Annotated in this window: 18 protein-coding genes; 6 read left to right on the top strand and 12 right to left on the bottom strand. The window is 71.6% G+C overall.

Annotated elements, in window-relative coordinates; genetic code table 11:
- Positions 1-456: 456 nt before the first annotated feature.
- Together tyrS and ABH931_RS02730 are read right to left on the bottom strand one after the other, a co-directional pair.
- Positions 457-1,719 (bottom strand): tyrosine--tRNA ligase, encoded by a 1,263-nt coding sequence (gene tyrS / locus ABH931_RS02725; protein WP_370109482.1) that lies wholly within the window; start codon positions 1,717-1,719, stop codon positions 457-459.
- A gap of 124 nt (positions 1,720-1,843) precedes the next feature.
- Positions 1,844-2,524, bottom strand: a complete 681-nt coding sequence (locus tag ABH931_RS02730) for a hypothetical protein (protein ID WP_370109484.1) — start codon at positions 2,522-2,524, stop codon at positions 1,844-1,846.
- Between the two features lie 214 nt (positions 2,525-2,738).
- On the opposite strand from ABH931_RS02730, the gene ABH931_RS02735 reads away from it, so the two are divergent.
- Complete coding sequence (locus ABH931_RS02735) at positions 2,739-3,629, top strand: SHOCT domain-containing protein (protein WP_370109486.1); 891 nt, start codon at positions 2,739-2,741, stop codon at positions 3,627-3,629.
- A gap of 30 nt (positions 3,630-3,659) precedes the next feature.
- Here ABH931_RS02735 and ABH931_RS02740 read toward each other — a convergent pair whose 3' ends face one another.
- Complete coding sequence (locus ABH931_RS02740) at positions 3,660-4,280, bottom strand: DNA-3-methyladenine glycosylase (RefSeq protein ID WP_370109488.1); 621 nt, start codon at positions 4,278-4,280, stop codon at positions 3,660-3,662.
- A gap of 79 nt (positions 4,281-4,359) precedes the next feature.
- Between ABH931_RS02740 and ABH931_RS02745 the strand changes: the two genes are divergently transcribed.
- Together ABH931_RS02745 and ABH931_RS02750 are read left to right on the top strand one after the other, a co-directional pair.
- The gene (locus tag ABH931_RS02745; protein ID WP_370109490.1) at positions 4,360-4,890 is read left to right on the top strand and encodes a YbhB/YbcL family Raf kinase inhibitor-like protein; all 531 of its coding nucleotides are present in this window, start codon (positions 4,360-4,362) and stop codon (positions 4,888-4,890) included.
- A gap of 152 nt (positions 4,891-5,042) precedes the next feature.
- Positions 5,043-5,606 (top strand): HNH endonuclease, encoded by a 564-nt coding sequence (locus ABH931_RS02750; protein WP_370109492.1) that lies wholly within the window; start codon positions 5,043-5,045, stop codon positions 5,604-5,606.
- A 23-nt stretch (positions 5,607-5,629) separates the two neighbouring features.
- Here the strand turns inward: ABH931_RS02750 and ABH931_RS02755 are convergent, their stop codons facing one another.
- From ABH931_RS02755 to ABH931_RS02775, 5 genes are all read right to left on the bottom strand, one after another.
- Positions 5,630-7,702: a PQQ-binding-like beta-propeller repeat protein gene (locus tag ABH931_RS02755; protein ID WP_370109494.1), complete on the bottom strand. Its 2,073-nt coding sequence runs from the start codon at positions 7,700-7,702 to the stop codon at positions 5,630-5,632.
- A gap of 44 nt (positions 7,703-7,746) precedes the next feature.
- Positions 7,747-8,046 (bottom strand): 4a-hydroxytetrahydrobiopterin dehydratase, encoded by a 300-nt coding sequence (locus ABH931_RS02760; protein WP_370109496.1) that lies wholly within the window; start codon positions 8,044-8,046, stop codon positions 7,747-7,749.
- A gap of 46 nt (positions 8,047-8,092) precedes the next feature.
- Positions 8,093-9,070 (bottom strand): SPFH domain-containing protein, encoded by a 978-nt coding sequence (locus tag ABH931_RS02765; RefSeq protein WP_370109498.1) that lies wholly within the window; start codon positions 9,068-9,070, stop codon positions 8,093-8,095.
- A gap of 85 nt (positions 9,071-9,155) precedes the next feature.
- The gene (locus ABH931_RS02770) at positions 9,156-9,587 is read right to left on the bottom strand and encodes an NfeD family protein (protein WP_370109500.1); all 432 of its coding nucleotides are present in this window, start codon (positions 9,585-9,587) and stop codon (positions 9,156-9,158) included.
- Between the two features lie 125 nt (positions 9,588-9,712).
- Positions 9,713-10,507 (bottom strand): ABC transporter ATP-binding protein, encoded by a 795-nt coding sequence (locus tag ABH931_RS02775; protein WP_370109502.1) that lies wholly within the window; start codon positions 10,505-10,507, stop codon positions 9,713-9,715.
- 108 nt (positions 10,508-10,615) lie between these two features.
- Between ABH931_RS02775 and ABH931_RS02780 the strand changes: the two genes are divergently transcribed.
- A complete protein-coding gene (locus ABH931_RS02780) occupies positions 10,616-11,413 on the top strand; it encodes a hypothetical protein (RefSeq protein WP_370109504.1) in 798 nt (265 codons plus the stop codon).
- A gap of 169 nt (positions 11,414-11,582) precedes the next feature.
- Here the strand turns inward: ABH931_RS02780 and ABH931_RS02785 are convergent, their stop codons facing one another.
- Both ABH931_RS02785 and ABH931_RS02790 read right to left on the bottom strand, forming a co-directional pair.
- Complete coding sequence (locus ABH931_RS02785) at positions 11,583-12,230, bottom strand: response regulator (protein WP_370109506.1); 648 nt, start codon at positions 12,228-12,230, stop codon at positions 11,583-11,585.
- Positions 12,223-13,428, bottom strand: a complete 1,206-nt coding sequence (locus tag ABH931_RS02790; protein WP_370109508.1) for a GAF domain-containing sensor histidine kinase — start codon at positions 13,426-13,428, stop codon at positions 12,223-12,225. The genes ABH931_RS02785 and ABH931_RS02790 overlap by 8 nt, the downstream gene beginning before the upstream one ends.
- Positions 13,429-13,606: 178 nt before the next feature.
- Between ABH931_RS02790 and ABH931_RS02795 the strand changes: the two genes are divergently transcribed.
- Together ABH931_RS02795 and ABH931_RS02800 are read left to right on the top strand one after the other, a co-directional pair.
- Positions 13,607-14,302, top strand: a complete 696-nt coding sequence (locus ABH931_RS02795) for an SDR family NAD(P)-dependent oxidoreductase (protein ID WP_370109510.1) — start codon at positions 13,607-13,609, stop codon at positions 14,300-14,302.
- Between the two features lie 236 nt (positions 14,303-14,538).
- Positions 14,539-15,618: an S-adenosylmethionine:tRNA ribosyltransferase-isomerase gene (locus ABH931_RS02800; protein WP_370109512.1), complete on the top strand. Its 1,080-nt coding sequence runs from the start codon at positions 14,539-14,541 to the stop codon at positions 15,616-15,618.
- A 95-nt stretch (positions 15,619-15,713) separates the two neighbouring features.
- Here ABH931_RS02800 and ABH931_RS02805 read toward each other — a convergent pair whose 3' ends face one another.
- Both ABH931_RS02805 and ABH931_RS02810 read right to left on the bottom strand, forming a co-directional pair.
- Positions 15,714-16,487, bottom strand: a complete 774-nt coding sequence (locus ABH931_RS02805; protein ID WP_370109514.1) for an MHYT domain-containing protein — start codon at positions 16,485-16,487, stop codon at positions 15,714-15,716.
- Positions 16,488-16,619: 132 nt separating this feature from the next.
- Positions 16,620-19,241 carry an FHA domain-containing protein gene (locus tag ABH931_RS02810; protein ID WP_370110039.1) on the bottom strand — a complete coding sequence of 874 codons (2,622 nt, stop codon included), beginning with the start codon at positions 19,239-19,241 and terminating at the stop codon, positions 16,620-16,622.
- Between the last annotated feature and the right edge of the window lie 191 nt (positions 19,242-19,432).

Here is a 19,432-nt window from a genome sequence, read left to right on the forward strand (position 1 = left end):
TGGCGTTGACTTTTGGCACGCTGTTGAGTTCTCAAGGAACGGTCGCTTCCTTTGCTTCCCTTTCGGGCCGCTCCGGGCGCTTCCTTCGTTTTCTAGCTTAGCAGATCCGCCGGCTGGCTTTTCCGCTTCCCCGCTAGAAGTGGGGGTGTCGCTCGTTCGCGACCTCCGTTACGTTAGCGCATTTTCCGGAGACCCGGAAATCGGCTTCCGTCCGTCAATTCCCACCCCAAATAGAGCCCGCCTGGCCCCGGAATACACCGACGCCTACGAGATCGATCAAATGAGTGAATCAACTACGGGTGGTCACGTGTGGACTGGTGCGGCGGAGCGACGCTCCGTACGACGCATCTGTCCGATTCAGGCGACTCGACCTACATTAGCCCCTGCTTCGGGGATCGTCAAACACGAACGGGGAAGATCCTTGCGGATCTCCCCCGTTCGGGTGAACTGACCAGTTCAGCCTTGCAGTTCGACCGCCGCGAGGTTGCGCTTGCCGCGACGCAGCACGAGCCAGCGGCCGTGGAGCAGGTCGGCCGGCGTGGCGAGGGCCGCCTCGTCGTCGATCTTCACGTTGTTCACGTAGGCACCGCCCTCGTTGACCGTACGGCGGGCGGCCGAACGACTGGCCGAGAGACCGGTGGCGACGAAGAGGTCGACGATCTCGCCGAGTTCACCCACTTGGGCGCTCGGGAGCTCGGCGACGGCAGCGGCGAGCGTGCGCTCGTCCAGCTCGCCGAGGTCGCCCTGGCCGAAGAGCGCCTTTGATGCGGCGACCGCGCGGTCCAGCTGGTCCTGGCCGTGCACCAGGACGGTCAGCTCCTCCGCGAGCGCGCGCTGGGCGGCGCGCTTGAACGGGGCCTCCTCGGTCAGGCGCTCCAGCTCCTCGATCTCCTCGTGGGACTTGAAGCTGAAGATGCGCAGGAACTTGGAGACGTCGCGGTCGTCGGCGTTCAGCCAGAACTGGTAGAACGCGTACGGCGTGGTCAGCTCGGCGTCGAGCCAGACGGTGCCGGACTCGGTCTTGCCGAACTTGGTGCCGTCGGCCTTGGTGATCAGCGGGGTGGCCAGCGCGTGGGCGGCGACGCCCTCGGCCTTGCGGATCAGGTCGGTGCCGGCGGTGAGGTTGCCCCACTGGTCACTGCCGCCGGTCTGCAGCATGCAGCCGTAGCGGCGGTGGAGCTCCAGGAAGTCCATGCCCTGGAGGACCTGGTAGCTGAACTCGGTGTAGCTGATGCCGGCGTCCGAGTTGAGGCGTCGGGCGACGGCCTCCTTGGCGATCATGTTGTTGACCCGGAAGTACTTGCCCACGTCGCGCAACAGGTTGATCGCGGACATGCCCGAGGTCCAGTCGAGATTGTTGACCATCCGGGCGGCGTTCGGGCCCTCGAAGTCGAGGAAGCGCTCGATCTGGCCGCGCAGCCGGCCGACCCAGTCGGCGACGGTCTCCGGGTCGTTGAGTACCCGCTCGGCGGTGGGCTTCGGGTCGCCGATGAGACCGGTGGCGCCACCGACGAGACCGAGGGGCTTGTGGCCGGCGTCCTGGATCCGCTTCATGGTCAGGATCTGCACGAGGTTGCCCAGGTGCAGGCTGATCGCGGTCGGGTCGAAGCCGCAATAGAAGGTGACCGGACCGTCCGCGAAAGCCTTGCGCAGTGCGTCCTCGTCGGTGGACAGGGCCAGCAGGCCGCGCCACTTCAGTTCGTCGACGATGTCGGTCACGGTCTCGTCTCTTCCTTCGGTTGTTTCCGTCGGTCACCCGAGGGGCCGGGTCGGCTACAGCCTCCCCGACCGGGCCCCCTCTTGGCCAATCCGTTTCAGATGGCAGATACCGGGCTCGCGGCTGTCAGAGCCCGCTCGGCCAGCTGTAGCTGCTCGGGATCTGGATGGCGGAGTTCTGCGCGGCGGTGCCGTAGACGACCGCGATCTCGTCGTGGGCGTGGAAGACCAGCTTGGACGGGTCGCCCGAGGCCTCCTTGCCGTTGACGTAGACCTTCAGGGTGTGGGTCGCGTCCGTCTTCTCGGTGCCGAGCTGGGTCGAGCTGATCGGGACGCCCCACTCGGTCAGGAACTGGCCGAGTTCGTAGTCCTTCACCACCGGGGACTCGATGTGCACGACACCGGTGGTGTCGTGGGTGTGCAGCGGGCTGATGGTCCCGGCGCCTTCGTTGATGCCGACGAGCTGGGGCACGGTCACCTTCTGGCCGTTGACCCACACGTCCAGGTGGATGTGGATGTGCTCGGCGGTGCCCTCGGCGCTGAGCATGCTGAGGCCGGCCGCCTTGACGGCGGCGTCGGTGTCGGTGGGGGCGGCCCAGTTCACCGAGGAGGCGGAGGCGGTCGGGCTCTTGGAGCCCGAGTTGTCGACGGCCGCGGCGATGCCGAAGATCGCGGCGCCCGCGACGACGAGGGCCCCGGCGCCGAGGAGGATCTTGTTGCGGCGGTCGCGGGCACGCTCGGCCGCCTGCATCTCGGCGATGCGCGCGCGGCGCTCGGCGGCAACCTGCTTCTTGGACTGTCCGGCCATGGTGCTGGGCTTCCGTCTTCGTCGGTTACGTCGGGACTGCTGCTTCCGACGGTAAGCGAGTCGACGGTTCAAATGCGAACTACTGTGACGGATGCCTCCATCCCGCACCGAAGCTGTCACAATGCCGAACCGCCGCTGGTGAGGCCCCCTGCCGCTCCGGTACACCAGTCTCGCCATGCAGGGCGAAGAGCGGTTTCGAGAGGGGTTTTCACAGGTGACTCTAGGCAAGCTGACCTTGGTGGTCTGGATCTGGTTCGGACTGATGAGTGCGGGATTCCTGCCTCTGTGCCTGCTGGCGAGCCAGGTGCCAGGGCCGTACGCGCTGCACGTCGCGCTCTATGTCTTCGTCATCGGCGTCATGTGGTGGGGCTCCTTCGGGTACGGCATGTACCTGGGCCAGGCGATGCAGAACGGCGACAAGCGGGTCTTCAAGCGGGGCATCCGCGGGACCGCCACCGTCCTGGAGACCAAGGGCACCCACACCTACATCGGCGGGAACGACATGGGCTACGGCGGTTCCCGCCTCTACCGCATCCGCATGCGGGTGGAGCTGCCCGGACGGCAGCCCTACGAGACACGGGTCAGCATGACGAGCCACGGCTGGCGGGAGGGTGACCGGGTCGAGGTCGGCGTCGCCAAGCACAACCGCCACCGGGTCGCCGTCGACCTCAGCCAGGGCGCGCTCCAGCGCCAGGCCGCCCAGCGCGCGGCGGCCGCGCGAGCGGCTGCCCCGGCTCAACGGAACCACTCCGCGGGCGATTCGGAGATCCGGCTCGAGCGCCTGGCCAGGCAGCAGCGAGCCAGGGAGCAGAAGGCCATGCGGCAGCAGCAGGCCAGGCCCCCGTACGTCCCGGAGGACGCCGGGCCGCCGGGGTACGCCGCCGCTCACCCGGGCGGGCAGGGCGACGCCCAGCCGCACGCGGGGGGCAACGCGGGGGGCCACGCGGGAAGCCACGCGGGAAGCCACGCGGGCGATCACGGGGGCAGTCCGGAGGGCGAGCGGATTCGGCAGTTGTCCGAGCTGGGCCGACTGCACAAGGAGGGCGTGCTCAGCGACGAGGAGTTCGCGGCCGAGAAGGCCAGGATCCTCGGCTTCGGCTCCTGACGGTCGGCGCCGTCGGGTCCCGGACGGCCCTCAGTCCTTTTCCTTGCGGCGGCGCGGGACGTGGCGCCGGTAGGGGCTGACGGTCGGCTCGTCGTCGAGCCAGAAGCGGTACGGGGTGTCCGCGCCCTGGGCGACACCCGTGCGCGGCCCCTGCCGGATCCGCTCGGCCACGGCCGGGGTTCCGGGCAGCAGGGCGAAGACCTCCCCGCCGAGCCGTTCGCCGTCCTGTTCGCGGGCGATGCCGAGGGCCTGGGTGAGCCGGGCCGGCCCCTGGGCGAGCTCGGTGTCGCGTCGGGCGGAGGCGCGGCGATGCCGGGCCAGGTCGACGCCCTCCACGATCTCGCCGGCCCGCAGCAGCACGGCTCCGGCGGTGGTGCCGGGGCCGGTCACCACGTTCATGCAGAAGTGCATGCCGTAGGTGAAGTAGACGTAGACGAAGCCCGGCGGCCCGAACATCACGGCGTTGCGCGCGGTGCGGCCGCGGTAGGCGTGCGAGGCGGGGTCGTCCGGGCCGGTGTAGGCCTCCACCTCGGTCAGCCGGACGGCGACGCGGCCCTCGGGCCGGGTGCTGACCAGGACCCGGCCGAGCAGGTCGGGCGCCACCAGGGGCGAAGGACGGTCCAGGAAGCGCGGGTCTGCGGGCTCCAACATCACAGCCCGAGATTAGGCTGATCGCCAGCGATTCCCTACACGGCCTTGAGTTGCCGTAGTGCCCAAGGAGGCTGACGACATGTCGGAGCCCACGCGGCGTCCGCTCCCCCACGACTTCCACCCGCCGGTCGCCGAGTTCACGGTGACCAGCGAGGACCTGACCGACGGAGGTGTGCTGCCGGACGCGCACGTGTACGCGGCCGGGAACACCTCGCCGCACCTGCGCTGGTCCGGCTTTCCCGCCGGCACCAAGAGCTTCGCGGTGACCTGCTACGACCCGGACGCGCCGACCGGCAGTGGTTTCTGGCACTGGTCGGTCTTCGACATCCCCGCCGACGTCACCGAGCTGCCCGCGGGCGCCGGGACGGGCACGTTCGAGGGTCTGCCCGCCGGGGCGGTGCACGTTCGCAACGACTACGGCAGCCGCGACTTCGGCGGGGCGGCCCCGCCGCCCGGGGACGGTCCGCACCGGTACGTGTTCACCGTCTACGCGGTGGACCAGGAGAAGCTCGGACCGGACGCGGACGTCTCGCCCGCGGTGGTCGGCTTCAACCTGCGCTTCCACGCGATCGGCCGCGGTCAGCTGATCGCGAGCTACGAACACCCGTAGCGGCGGCCCCCGCTCGTCCGGCCGGATCCTTCGCACCATGAGGCCTTAACCGCGAGGCCACCGAAATTACGTTGTCCCGGCATCCGGCCCGCCCGCACAGTGGACCCACCGTCCACCGGGGGCGGCCCGGGAGCCGGAGGCAGGTGGCTGGCATGCGCAAGACGCTGGTGCTCAACGCGACGTACGAACCGCTGGCGGCGGTGACGCTTCAGCGCGCGGTCGTGCTCGTACTCCAGGACAAGGCCGTGGTCGAGCGGGCCCATCCCGGGCGCAGGGTGCGCGGCAGCACAGTCGAGATCCCACTGCCACGGGTGGTACGGCTGAAACGGTACGTACGGGTGCCGTTCCGACAACAGGCGACGTGGTCCCGGCGCGGGGTGCTGGCCAGGGACAACTTCCGCTGCGCCTACTGCGGTCGGCGCGCGACCACCGTGGACCACGTGGTGCCGCGCTCGCACGGCGGGCAGGACACCTGGCTGAACACCGTCGCGGCCTGTGCGCCGGACAACCACCGCAAGGCGAACCGGACGCCGGAGCAGGCCGGGATGCGGCTGCTGCGCCGCCCGTTCGAGCCGACGCCGGACGCGGCGCTGGTGGCGGCGCTCGGCCTGACCGCCGCCGACCTGGACGCCGTCGACCTGACCGGGGATCTCAGCGGGAACCTGGCCGGGGACCCGAACGGGGACGGTCTCGTGGAGCTCGCCCCGGCGGTGTGAGCCGAGGGGCGGGCCCCGCGAGGTCAGCCGGACGCGGCGGCCTTCCAGGCAGTCGCCGAGGTGTTGTAGCTGCCGGTGTACTCCGGCAGCGCCACCACCAGGCTGCTGCGCAGCAGCACCCGTCCGGATCCGAGCAGCGAGCCGGTGCCCTGGGGGAAGGTCCCGCCGACGGTCTCGGCGCCGGAGGTCAGGTCGAAGTGGCTGAGCCGGGCCGGCTGGCCGACACGCTCGTCGGTGGCGACCACCGCCGCCGAGCCGTCGATGCCGACCGGCACGGCGACGCCCTTCTCCTGGGCGGTGGTGCGCCACAGCTCCTTGCCAGTGACCAGGCTGTAGGCGGCGATGACCGTCGGCCCGGAGGCCGCCGTGGCGGACTGCGGCGAGGGGGACACCGCGGCGACCATCGTGGTGCCGGAGAAGAAGAGTGCCGGGTCGGGGTCGAAGCTGCCGTGGGTGGCGTCGAGGGTGCCGCCGGTCTGGGTGACCGGGATGGTCCCCTGACTGTCGCCCTTGGCGCTGAAGGACATGATCGTGTCCTGCGTCGGATCGGTCATGTGGACGCTGACCACGGCGGGGTCGGCGGAGAGCACCGTGTAGGAGGCGGCGCTCTGCGGCAGACCGCGCCACCAGCGCAGCTTCCCCGAGTCCGGGTCCAGCGAGACGATCTGCTGCTTGGGGCTGGTGTCGGCGCAGGTGGTCTGCAACAGCAGTGAGGTTCCGTCGCCGTTGCCGGACAGGGCGCAGTACTTGCCGGGGCCGGAGTAGCTCCAGGCCTGCTTGCCCCCGGCCGCGTCGTAGCCGACGGCGGCGGAGTCGGAGACGGCTACGACGTGGCTGTCGTCGACCATGACCGAGGCGCCGTAGTTGGTTCCGCCGCTGGAGGGCAGCTGGGCCTTCCACTTGGTCTGGCCCGACCCGGTGTCGACGGCGACGAGCTGGCCGCAGGCCTGGCCGTTGCCGGGCTTGCTCTGGAACAGGACCGCGCCGATGCCGGAGGTGTCGACGGACGGGGACATGGCGCAGGGCACGCCGCCGGCGCTGGGCGCGGCGACGCTCCACAGCTTGTGGCCGTCGGTGGTGGAGTAGGCGGTGACGGCCTCGCCGTCGCCGCGCACCACGGCGTCGCTCGTCGCCCAGGCTCCGAGCAGTCCGTCGTTGGCCGCGCCGTTGGCGCTGCCGCCGGTGGTGGCTCCGGCCGCTGCGGGGGCAGCCCAGGACTTGGTGTGGTTGACGCCGATGTCCGCCTGGCTCTGGGCTGCCGGGCCGGTCTGCGGGCCGCCGCCTCCGGAGCCGCCGCCCGCGACGAACCAGCCGGCACCGGCAAGGACCACCAGCGCGGTGCCGCCGATGGCGAGGCGGGTGAGGTAGCTCTTGCGGTCGACGTTCGGGCCGCGGCCGAGGGCGGCGTCGCGCACGCGGTCCTTCAGCCCGGCGGCGGGCGGCTCCTCGCCCCGGCCGACGGCCGTGGCGCCGGACCGCCCCGAATCGGCGGCCAGGGACTCCTGCTCGGGCGCGGACGCCTGCGCGGGGACGAACGGCTCGTCGGTGGCTTCCTCGGCGGCCCAGTAGGGCGCGGCCTCGGCGTCAGGGGTCCCGTAGTACGCCGCGTGGTCCTGGTGCTGCTGCTCGGCCGGGTACGGCTGCTGCGCGTACGTGGCGGCGGGGTCGTAGTACTGCTGCTGCCCGGTCACGTACTGCCCGGTCGCCGGGTCGTAGACGTAGGCGGGCTGCTGCTCGTAACCCTGCTGTTCGTAGCCCGGCTGCTCGTAACTCTGCTGTTCGTAGCCCGGCTGCTCGTAACTCTGCTGTTCGTAGCCCGGCTGCTCGTAACTCTGCTGTTCGTAGCCCGGCTGCTCGTAACCCTGCTGCTGGTACGCGGCGGGGTCGTAGCCCTGGCCGTGGGCCTGCTGCTGGTAGGCGGCGGGGTCGTAGCCCTGCTGCTCGTAGCCCTGGTTCTGGTACTCGCCGTAGGCGGAGTAGTCGTACGACTGCTGACCGTGCTGACCGTAGGGCTCGTACTGCTGCTGCGGCTGCTGCGCCTGCTGCTGCCAGTACTGCTGGTCCTGCCCGTTACCGGTCTCGTCTGCTCGTTCCATGGCTGCCGTACCACTCCCGCCTGCCCGATGCGCGAGTCAGCATCTCATGCCTCCGCCGCCACGGCGGCATCGATGAGCGAGGCGAGCCTCAGATCGAGCGCGGTGATGCCGCCCGAGGAATGGGTGGACAGGGTGAAGTGGAGGGTGCGCCAGCGGATGTCGATGTCCGGGTGGTGGTCCATCGCCTCGGCCTGCACCGCGACGGCGTCGACGACGCGGATCGCCGCGGGGAAGTCCTTGGCCTGCACCGTCCGCCGGATCGAGCCCTCCTCGCGCCGCCACTCGGGCAGGGCGAGGAGGCCGGTCGTGATCTGCTCGTCGCTGAGGAGGTCGCGGTTGCCCATGGGCAGCACGCTACCTCCCGGTCGGGCGCGGGGCGCGGTTACGCCGTCACTCGGGGTCGAGTTCGGGGCGCTCGGTGCGGCGCTCCGCGCCGGGGCTGCCGTTGGCTGCCTTGACGGCGGTGTCGGCGGGCGTGGGCGCGCCGGGGATCCTCGGCGCCATGCTCTGGAACGCGCCGCCGACGCCCTTGAGCGCGTCGCTGACCTCGCTCGGGATGATCCAGAGCTTGTTGGCGTCGCCCTGGGCCATCTGCGGCAGGGTCTCCAGGTACTTGTAGGCGAGCACCTTCTGGTCGGCGTCGCCGGAGTGGATGGCCTCGAAGACGGTGCGGATCGCGGCGGCCTCACCGTCGGCGCGCAGCACCGCGGCCTGGGCCTCGCCCTCGGCCTTGAGCACGTCGGCCTGCTTCTGGCCCTCCGCCTTGAGGATCGCGGACTGCCGCTCACCCTCGGCCTGGAGGATCGCGGCGCGCTTGTCGCGGTCGGCGCGCATCTGCTTCTCCATCGAGTCCTGGATGGAGGTCGGCGGCTCGATCGCCTTGAGCTCGACGCGGTTGACGCGGATGCCCCACTTGCCGGTGGCCTCGTCCAGGACGCCGCGCAGGCCGGCGTTGATGGTCTCGCGGGAGGTGAGGGTGGACTCCAGGTCCATGGAGCCGATGATGTTGCGCAGCGTGGTGATGGTGAGCTGCTCGATGGCCTGGAGGTAGCTCTGCACCTCGTAGGTGGCCGCGCGCGGGTCGGTGACCTGGAAGTAGATGACGGTGTCGATGTTGACCACCAGGTTGTCCTGGGTGATCACCGGCTGCGGCGGGAAGGGCTGGACCTGCTCGCGCAGGTCCAGGCGGTTGCGGATGGTGTCGATGAACGGCACCACGATGTTCAGGCCCGCGTTGAGCGTGCGGGTGTAGCGGCCGAAGCGCTCCACGATCGCCGCCTGCGCCTGCGGGATCACCTGGATCGTCCGCAGGAGCATGACGAACACGAACACCGCCACCAGAACCAGGACGATGATCACGGTTTGCACAGGGACTCCCTCGACGGACCCGCACCTTGTAGCTGACCTAGCTGACGCTGTGTTGCCTTGCCTACCCCGGCACGGGGCCGGCGACTCAGAGAACGACCGCGGTCGCGCCGTCGATCTCGGCGACGCTGACCTTCTCCCCCGGTTCGAAGACCTGCCCGGCCGCGAGTGCGCGGGCCGACCAGACCTCTCCCCTGAGCTTGATCCGACCGTCGTGCTCGTCGACGCGTTCCAGGACCACGGCCTCCGCCCCCTTCAGCGCGTCGATCCCGTGCCGGACCGACGCGGCCTGGCGCCGTTGGCGCCTGGTGATCGGCCTGACCAGCAGCAGGAGTGCGAGCGTCGTGGCGAGGAACACGACGAACTGGAGGACGACTCCGCCGCCCAGCCCGGCCGTGAGCGCTGCCGCGCCCGCGCCGATGCCGAACATGACGAACTCGAGCAGTGCCGTGTGCACCACCGGGGCGCACAGCAGCACGGCCACCAGCAGCCACCATGCCCAACTCTCCACGGCCCTCATGGTAGTTGCGCAGGTGGCTCCCCGTCAGGCGACGGGGAGAAAGATCATTACGTATCGGTCACCGGATCGCCGGAGCACCGATCACGGTCGACCGGATCACAGCCGACCGGATCAGAGTCGACCGGTCACTTGGCCAGCGGCAGGCCACGGGCGGCCCAACGGCCGTCCTGGTGCTCGAGGGTGAGCGGCAGGCCGAAGCAGAGCGAGAGGTTGCGCGGGGTGAGCGTCTCGATGATCGGGCCGGCGGCCAGCACCTTGCCCTGACGGATCATCAGCACGTGGGTGAAGCCCGGCGCGATCTCCTCGACGTGGTGCGTCACCATGATCATGGCCGGGGCGACCGGGTCCTGGGCCAGCGCGCCCAGGCGGCGGACCAGGTCCTCGCGACCGCCAAGGTCGAGGCCGGCGGCCGGCTCGTCCAGGAGCAGCAGCTCCGGGTCGGTCATCAGGGCGCGGGCGATGAGGGTGCGCTTGCGCTCGCCCTCGGACAGGGTGCCGAACCGGCGCTCGGTGTACTCGGCCATGCCGAGCAGGTCGAGCAGCAGCCGGGCGCGGGCCTCGTCGGCCTGCTCGTAGGTCTCGCGCCAGTGCGCCGTCATGCCGTAGGCGGCGGTGAGCACGGTCTCCAGCACGGTCTGCCGCTTGGGCAGCTTGTCGGCCATCGCGGCGCCGGCGAGACCGATGCGCGGGCGCAGCTCGAACACGTCGACGCCGCCCAGCTTGTCACCGAGGATCGAGGCGGTTCCCGTGCTGGGGAACAGGTAGCTCGACGCCACCTGCAGCAGCGTGGTCTTGCCGGCGCCGTTCGGTCCGAGCACGATCCAGCGCTCGCCCTCGGCGACGGACCACGACACCTGCTCAACCAGCGGGCGGCCGTCCCGGATCACGGAAACGTCCACCAGCTCCAGCACGTCGCTCATTGCGTACGCCTTCCCCAATGAAAAGAAGAGTTTTCTCACGGCCGCAGCCTCGTGAGCCGGTCCAAACCTACGCCACCGAGGTGGCCGGACGCTCCGTAGGCTTGGCCCATGCCGCAGACGGAAGCCCATGAAGCGTACGAAGAGCCCCGGTCCGCCCGACTTGTCGCCTGGGGCAACGCCTGGTTCGCCGGTCAGGCCTCCCCCGACGACACGGCCGACGCGGTGCGGGGCGACGACGAGTCGCACGTGGTGCGGGGTCTGCCGGGCGCCGACGGGGTCGGTCTGACGCTCGCGCTGGGGCGCCTGCGCGCGCTGGGGGCGAGCGGGCTGCGGCTGGCCCTGCCGGCGCCCGGCCACCCGCTGGGCCTGACCGGTCCGGCGGAGTTCAACGCCCGCGCGCTGGAGACCGGCGAGGCGGTGCTGGCGGTGGGCGCGCCGTGGGGCTTCGTGCCGGAGGCCCTGTGGCACGGCGCGGACCACCAGGACGACGGCGTCCTGGCCGTCACCTGGCACGCGCTCCCGGTCAACCCGGGCTTCCCCGCGGACGTGCCCGCGCTGCGGGACGCGGAGCGCGAGCTGGTGGAGGGCATGCGCGACGCGACGGAGGCGCTGACGCGCCTGGACGTCGCGGGAGCCGGCCCGGAGGTGCAGCGGGCGCTCGGTCGCCTGCGCACGCGCGACGCCGAGGCGGAGGAACTGCTGGCGCCGGGGTATCCGGCGCGGGCGGTCCGGGTGCTGCAGAGTGCGCGCCGGGTGGCCGCGCTGGTCGCCCTGGCGGCGGCCACGGAGGGCGCGGCGGTCAGCGCCGGCGAGATGGCCCAACGCGCGGACGCGCTCCGCCCGCTGGAGCGGGCAGCGCGGCGGGCCCGGGTGGCGGCCTACAACGCGGCGGTCGACGAGGGCTGACGTTCAGTCGCAGCTGCCCCCAGGGGCGCGGGGCTCTGCCCGTGCGGCTCCTCCGCGTGGGTGCGAGGAACCCACCCCAGGCGGATGGCCCTGCTCGCTCGGGATCTCAAGGCCGTGGATGGCTTGTCGCACGGTTCCCCGCGCCCCTGAGGTAGTGCGACTGCACCTTTCAGCTCTTGATCCCGTTGCGGACGGCCCAGAGCGCGGCCTGGGTGCGGTCCTGCAGATCCAGCTTCATCAGGATGTTCGAGACGTGCGTCTTGACCGTCTTCTCCGAGAGGGTGAGCGCCCGAGCGATCTCGCGGTTGGAGCGGCCGTCCGCGATCAGGCCGAGCACCTCCTGCTCGCGCTCGGTCAGCGTGCCCCCACGCCCCTGCGGGGCGCGGGTGGAGCCGTCCTCGGACAGCAGCGCCTCGGCGAGCTCCGGCTGGAGCAGGACGTGGCCCGCGTGCACGCTGCGGATCGCGCCGGCCAGGGCCTCGGGGTCGACGTCCTTGTAGACGTAGCCCGCCGCGCCCGCCTTCAGCGCGGGGACGACCGTGCGGTGCTCGGTGAAGCTGGTGACCACCAGCACCTTGGCCGGGTTTCCACGCTCCTTGAGCATCCGCAGCGCCTCGATGCCGTCCGTGCCGGGCATCTTGACGTCCATCAGGACCACGTCCGGCCGCAGCGACTCGGCCAGCTCGACGCCCTCCGCACCGTCGCCCGCCTCGCCGACCACGGCGATGTCCGGCTGGATCTCCAGAAAGGTGCGCAGTCCGCGCCGGACGACCTGGTGGTCGTCGACGAGCAGCACCTTGATGGTCACGTCACCCACCGGGGACCTCCAGTTCCACCACGGTCCCCGCTCCCGGGGACGATTGGATGTGCAGGGCGCCGCCGACGCTGGTGGCGCGGTCGCGCATGGAGACCAGGCCGAGGTGGCGGCCGGCACGGCGGGTGCTGTCGGGGTCGAAGCCCTTGCCGTCGTCGGTGACGCGCAGCCGCGCGCCGCGGTCGGTGCCGCCGGGGCCGGGGGCGCTGCGCAGTTCGACGGAGACGGCCTGCGCGCCGGAGTGGCGGAGGGCGTTGTGCAGGGCCTCCTGCGCGACGCGCAGGACCGCCTCCTCCTGTGCCGCGGGCAGCGCGGCGACCCGGTCGTGGGCGAAGGCGACGCTCGCGGTGTGGGCGCGGTTGAGCACCTCGACCTGAGAGGCAAGGGTGGGCAGCAGGCCGTCCTCGTCGAGGGCGGCGGGCCGCAGTTCGACGACGACGCCGCGCAGTTCCTCCGCCGCCTCGGCGGCGAGGCGGGAGACCTCGGCGAGTTCGGCGCGGGCGCGGGCCGGGTCGCGGTCGACCAGCGCGGCCGCGGCCTGCGCGGTCAGCCGCAGTGAGAAGAGCTTCTGGGAGACGGCGTCGTGCAGCTCGTGCGCGATCCGGGCCCGTTCGCCGGCCAGGGTCAGCTCGCGGCTGCGCTCGTAGAGGCGGGCGTTGACCAGCGCGAGCGCGGCGTGCGCGGCCAGGATGCGCAGCAGGTCCTCGTCGTGAGCGGTGAACCGCTCGCGGCCGACGGGGTTGGCGAGGCTGTGCTTGTTTGCAAGAAACAGCGCCCCGAGGATCTCGTCGCCGTCCAGGATCGGCACGCCGAGGAAGGCGCGCATGTCCGGGTGGGCGCTGGGCCAGCCGCCGAAGCGCTCGTCGGCGCGGACGTCGTCCAGGCGGGTCGGGTCCTGCTCGTGCAGCATCGCGAAGAGGATGCCGTGCTGGCGGGGCAGCGGGCCGATGGCCCGCCACTGGGCCTCGCTGACGCCGTCGACGACGAACTGGGCGAAGCCGCCGTGGTCGTCGGGGACGCCGAGCGCCGCGTACTCGGCGCCGACGAGGGTGCGCGCGGAGGCGACGATGCGCTGCAGCACCTCGCGGACCTCCAGGTGGCGGCTCATCGCGAGGACGGCGGCGCTGATCGCCTCGATCCCGCCGAGGCAGGGATCGCCGGGCGGCTGCGCCTGTCCGCAGCGGCATGCGTTCGTCGACATGCCGTCACGGTACCGCCCTTGATCGCCAGGGGCATCGGACGCGAGGTGGTGGGGAGCAGGGCTGCGGTCCTAGGACCAACGGACCCGGCGGGCGGCGGCTTGTGGCCGAGGTGGGCGGGACCCGACCGGATCTAGCTTCGGCGGTGTCAACAGGATTCATCGCACGGGAGGCATGGCCATGGCTGTCGCCATTGTGACGGGGGCGTCGCGCGGACTGGGCCGGGTGCTGGCGCTGGCGCTGGCCGAGCGCGGCTGGGAGGTCGTCGTGGACGGGCGCGGCGCGGAGGCGCTCGCCGAGGCCATGGACGGGCGACCGCGGATCCACGCCGTGCCGGGGGACGTGACCGACCCCTGGCACCGCACCGCACTGGTCACCACCGCGTTCGACCTCGGTGGGCTGGACCTGCTGGTCAACAACGCCGGGGTGCTGGGCGGCCGGGGGCTCGCCCAGGTGGCGGAGCAGGGTCTGGACGAGCTGCGCCTCGCGTTCGAGGTCAATGTGCTGGCGCCGCTGGGGCTGGTCCAGGAGGCGCTGCCGCTGTTGCGGGCCTCCGGCGGGGCGGTCCTGAACATCACCTCGGACGCGGCCGTGGAGGCCTACCCGGAGTGGGGTGGGTACGGGGCGACGAAGGCGGCGCTGGAGGCGTGGTCGGGTTCGCTGGCCGCGGAGGAGCCGGGACTGCCGGTGTGGTGGGTGGACCCGGGCGAGATGAACACGGCGATGTACCGGGCGGCCGACCCGGGCGCGGCGGCCCAGTCGCCGCTGCCGGAGGAGAGTGCGGTACCGGGTCTGCTGGCCCTGCTGGACGACCGTCGGCCGAGCGGCCGCTACACGGCGGCCGGGCTGGCCGTCGAGGAGGAGGCGGCGCGGTGACGGGGAGGGCCGAGGTGACGGCGGAAGTGGCTTCCGGATCCCGGGACGGCGGGTTCGTGGACGGCCGGTTCGTGGACGGCGGGTTCGGGGACGGCCGATCCGGGGACAGCGGATCCCGGAACCGCGGGTCCGGGGACGGTGGGTTCGGGGACGGCGGATCCGGGGACCGCGGATCGCGGAACGGCGGCTCGGGGGACGGCAGGTTCGGGGACGGCGGCTCCGGGGACGGCGGGTTCGTGGACGGACTGGGCGACTGGGAGCTGCCGGCCGAACTGGAGGCGGCAGCGCCGCCGGAGGAGCGGGGCCGTGACGGCCGCGGTGACGTGCGGCTGCTGGTCGCCGAAGAGCGCGCGGGCGCCGGCCCGCTGATCACGCACCACGCCTTCGGCGAGCTGCCGGGGCTGCTGCGGCCGGGCGACGTGCTGGTGGTGAACAACTCCGCCACGTTGCCCGCGGCCCTGGACGGGCGGGTCGCCGAGACGGGCGAGCCGGTGGTGGTGCACTTCTCGACCCGCCGCGCCGAGAGCGAGTGGGTGGTGGAGCTGCGCTCCCCCGACGGGCACGGCAGCACGCGGCAGCGAGTGCACGACGGCACGCTGGTGACGGTCCGGTTGACGGGCGGCGCCCGGCTCACGCTGCTGTCCCGGGTGGGCGACCGGGCCGGAGGCAGCAGCCGGCTGTGGCGCGCGTGCTTCGCGGCGGCGGATCCGCTGGCGTACCTGGCCCGCTACGGCCGGCCGATCCGGTACGGGTACACCAGCGCGGACCGGCCCCTGTCCGCCTATCAGACGGTCTTCGCCGAGCCGGTGGCCTCCGCGGGTGCGGGGAGCGCGGAGATGCCGAGCGCCGCCCGGCCCTTCACGGCGGAGCTGGTGACCCGGCTGGTCAGCCGGGGCGTGCTGGTCGTGCCGATCACGCTGCACACCGGCGTGGCGTCGGTGGAGTCCCACGAGCCTCCGTACGCCGAGTGGTTCGAGGTGCCGGAGGTGACGGCGCGGGTCGTCAACGCCGCGCGGGGGGCGGGCTCGAGGGTGATCGCCGTTGGCACGACGGCGGTGCGGGCGCTGGAGTCGGCGACCGATCCGGAGGGAGTGGTGCGAGCCCGGTCCGGCTGGACCGAGCTGGTGATCACCCCGGAGCGCGGGGTGCGCGCCGTGGACGGCCTGCTGACCGGCTTTCACGAGCCTCGGGCCTCGCACCTGATGATGCTGGAGGCGGTCGCCGGACGGCCGCTGCTGGACCGCAGCTACGCGGAGGCGCTGCGCGAGCGCTACCTGTGGCACGAGTTCGGCGACCTGCACCTCATCCTGGCCTGACCGGATCCCGGGCCGGTCGCGGCCCGCGATCCCGGCCCGGCCCGACCCGACCCGACCCGACCCGACCCGACCCGACCCGACCCGACCCGACCCGACTAAGGCTGCATGAGCTCCGGCGCCGTCGCGCTCGGGCGGGTGGCCTCCGTCGGGGACATCATCACGATGATCGCGCCGGCGGTCAGGAACACCGCGACGCCGACGGCGAGCGGCAGGATGAACTGCGAGGCGGGCATGCCGCCCTGGGCTGCCCGCCCGTCCAGGTGGACGGTCACCGCGGCCATCGCCGTGTAGTGCATGGCCACCACCGCGACGCCCGCGACCAGCGCGGAGCCGAGCGCGGCCCCCAGGCCGCGGACGGTGAGCGTCATCCACAGGGCCGCCGTCGAGGCGAGCACCGCGATGACGACGGAGGCCACCACGTACAGGGGGCGGTAGGAGACCTGGCCCTGGACCTCCATCGCGGCCATGCCGAGGTAGTGCATGACCGCGACACCCACGCCCATCAGCGTCCCGCCGACGACCAGGGTCACCAGACCCCGGGGCCGATATCCGACATAGACGACGCCGATGCCGACGACAAGGATCGCGAGCAGAAGGCTGGCGACGGTCGTCGGTACGTCGTAGACGATCGTCGATCCGGTGACGGTGAAACCGAGCATCGCAATGAAATGCATGGTCCAGATTCCGCATCCGATGGCGGAGGCGGCGAACAGCAGCCAGCCCACCCGCTCCCTGGCCGGGAGGTCCAGAGAGCGGACGGTGCAGCGCAGGCCAAGAGTCGCGCCTATGCAGGCGATCACGTACGCGAGGACGGGATTCACCATGCCGTAGTGAAAACCGTCGAGGTGGGCCATGGAGGCGGGGGTCACAACCGGTCCTGACTCGAAAGCGGAATGAAAAGAGCGGGGAGCCGCCGAGACAATACATCCCGGGCGCTCCCCGCTCCATACACGTTCCACTCCGCGTCAGCGGCCATGGCAATGGCAGCGGCACAGCGTGCGTCAGCGGCTGCGCATGACCTCCGGCTCGTGGCGGCGCAGCAGGCGGGCCACCAGCACGCTGCAGACCACTCCGAGCAGCACCAGCACGCCCACGTCCATGCCCCACTGTGCGACGGTGTGCGTCCACAGCGGGTCGTTCGCCGGCTTGCCGTCCGAGCCGAGGCCCTGGATGTGCAGCAGGTTGATCGAGGCCGCCTGGGCGGCGACCGCCCAGCGGGAAGGCACCAGCCAGGCGAGCTGCTCCAGGCCGATCTGGCCGTGGACCGGGATCAGCGAGCCGCAGAAGACGACCTGGATGATGGCGATCAGCACCAGCAGCGGCATGGTCTTCTCGGCCGTCTTCACCAGCGCGGAGACCACCAGACCCAGCGTCATGGAGGTGATGCCGAGCAGCATCACGACCAGGACCAGCTCCGGCAGCGCCGTGCCGGAGACCAGCAGGCCGCCGCTCGGCAGCTTGCGCGGCAGCAGACCGATCATGGCGACCATGACCGACTGGAGCGCGGTGATCGCGCCCAGCACGATGATCTTCGAGGCCACGTAGGCGGAACGGGAGAGGCCCACGGCGCGCTCGCGCTCGTAGATCACCCGTTCCTTGATGAGCTCGCGGACCGCGTTGGCAGCGCCGGTGAGGGAGGCGCTGACGGCCAGCAGCAGCAGGACCGTGGCGGCGTCGTGGTTGCCGGCCTCCGGTGGATCGGAGGGGCCGAGGCCGAACTTGGCCGGGATCGCGGCGCTCATCGCGCCCATGATCAGCGGCAGGGCGAAGAGCAGCACCACGTAGCCGCGGTCGGCCGCGATGACGGAGACGTAGCGGCGGACCAGGGTGGACAGCTGCGAAGCCCAGCTCTGCTGCTTCGGCGGCTGCGTCTGGTGCTGCTGTATCCCCGCGGACTGGGCCTGCACGGCGTCCACGTCGGCCGCGTACATCTGGAAGTGCACCGAACCACGGAACCGGCCGCCCCAGTCGTGCTCGGCGTGGTTCTCGAAGGCCTGGAAGACGTCGGCCCAGGTCTCGCACTGGAAGAAGTGCAGCGCCTCCTTCGGCGGACCGAAGTAGGCGACGGAGCCGCCGGGGGCCATCACCAGCAGCCGGTCGCAGAGCGCGAGCTCGGCGACGGAGTGGGTGACGACCAGGACGGTGCGGCCCTCGTCGGCCAGATCCCGCAGCATCTTCATGACGTCGCGGTCCATGCCCGGGTCCAGGCCCGAGGTCGGCTCGTCCAGGAAGATCAGCGACGGCTTGGTCAGCAGCTCCAGCGCAACGGACACGCGCTTGCGCTGGCCGCCGGAGAGCGCGGTGATGCGGTTGTCGGCCCGCTTCTCCAGGTGCAGCTCGACCAGCACCTCGTCGACGCGGCGCTGGCGCTCGGCCTTCTCGGTGTCACCCGGGAAGCGCAGCTCTGCGGCGTACTCGAGGGCCGTGCGCACGGTCAGCTGCGAGTGCAGGATGTCGTCCTGGGGGACGAGGCCGATGCGCTGGCGCAGCTCGGCGAACTGCTTGTAGAGGTTGCGGCCGTCGTAGAGGACGTCGCCGCGGTCGGCCGGGCGGTAGCCGGTCAGCGCGCGCAGCAGCGTCGACTTGCCCGAGCCCGAGGGGCCGATCACCCCGATGAGCGACTTCTCCGGCACGGCGAAGCTGACGTCGTTGAGCAGGATCTTCTTCTGGCCCTTGTGCTCGACCTCGACGGTGAGGTGGCGGGCGGAGAAGGAGACCTCACCGGTGTCGACGAACTCCTCGAGCCGGTCGCCGACCAGCCGGAAGGTGGAGTGGCCCACGCCCACGATGTCCTGTGCGGACAGGATCTGACGGGAGATGGGCTGACCGTTGAGGTAGGTGCCGTTGTGGCTCTCCAGGTCGACGATCTCGTAGCGGCCGTCGGCCAGCTGACGCAGCTCCGCGTGGTGCCGGGAGACGGACAGGTCGGAGACGACCAGGTCGTTGTCGAGTCCGCGGCCGATGCGGAGGGTCTTCAGACCCGCCGCCAGGTTGCGGATCATGGTGGGGTTGCGCGCGCCGTAGACGGGCTCGGGGTAGGCCTGGGCCGGCTGCGCGGGCTGGGCGGGCTGCTGGTAGCCGCTCTGGACCGGCTGGGAGGGCTGGACCGGCTGCGCGTAGCCGCCGCCCTGCTGCTGCGGGAACGGCTGATGGGCGGGCTGCTGCTGGGCGGGCTGCTGGTAGCCGCCGCTCTGGCTCGGCTGGGCGTAGCCGCCGCCCTGCTGCTGCGGGAACGGCTGCGGCTCCTGGCCGGGCTGGACCCGGGCGGTCTGCTGGTCGTACCAGTCGGAGCCCGTGCCCTGCCCCGGCTGGGACGCCGGCACCGCGCTCGGCAGGCCGGAGAAGGCGAGGCGCGGACCGTTCTCGGCGTTGCCGAGGAGGATCACGCTGCCGTCCCCGAGGTAGGCCTGCGTGGTGCGGCGGCCGTCCTGGAAGGTGCCGTTCGTGCTGCCCAGGTCCTGGAAGAGCCAGGCGTTTCCCGCGAAGGCGATCGTCGCGTGCTGCCACGACACGCGCGCGTCACTGATCGTGAAATCGCACTGCGGGTTGCGACCCACGCTGTATGTGTGCCCCGGTTCCAGCGTCGACCGCTGTCCGTTGAGTTCAAGTACCAACTGCGGCACTGTTGCCTGCCCCACGATGTAGTCCCCCGAGGTTGCCCCGCTTGCCAGGGGGCAGTGTAGGGATGCCGAACGACTGGGGGAATCATTCCAGCTCGGTCACTGTCCACAGAACCGGAACCGTCCTGCTGACGCCGGACCGTGACCGTGTGGCAACCTGACGCCTGGGGGCGGACGTTGCGGTCGTTCGCGGT

The sequence above is a fragment of the Streptacidiphilus sp. MAP12-33 genome (assembly GCF_041261265.1).
Classification (GTDB): Bacteria; Actinomycetota; Actinomycetes; order Streptomycetales; family Streptomycetaceae; genus Streptacidiphilus.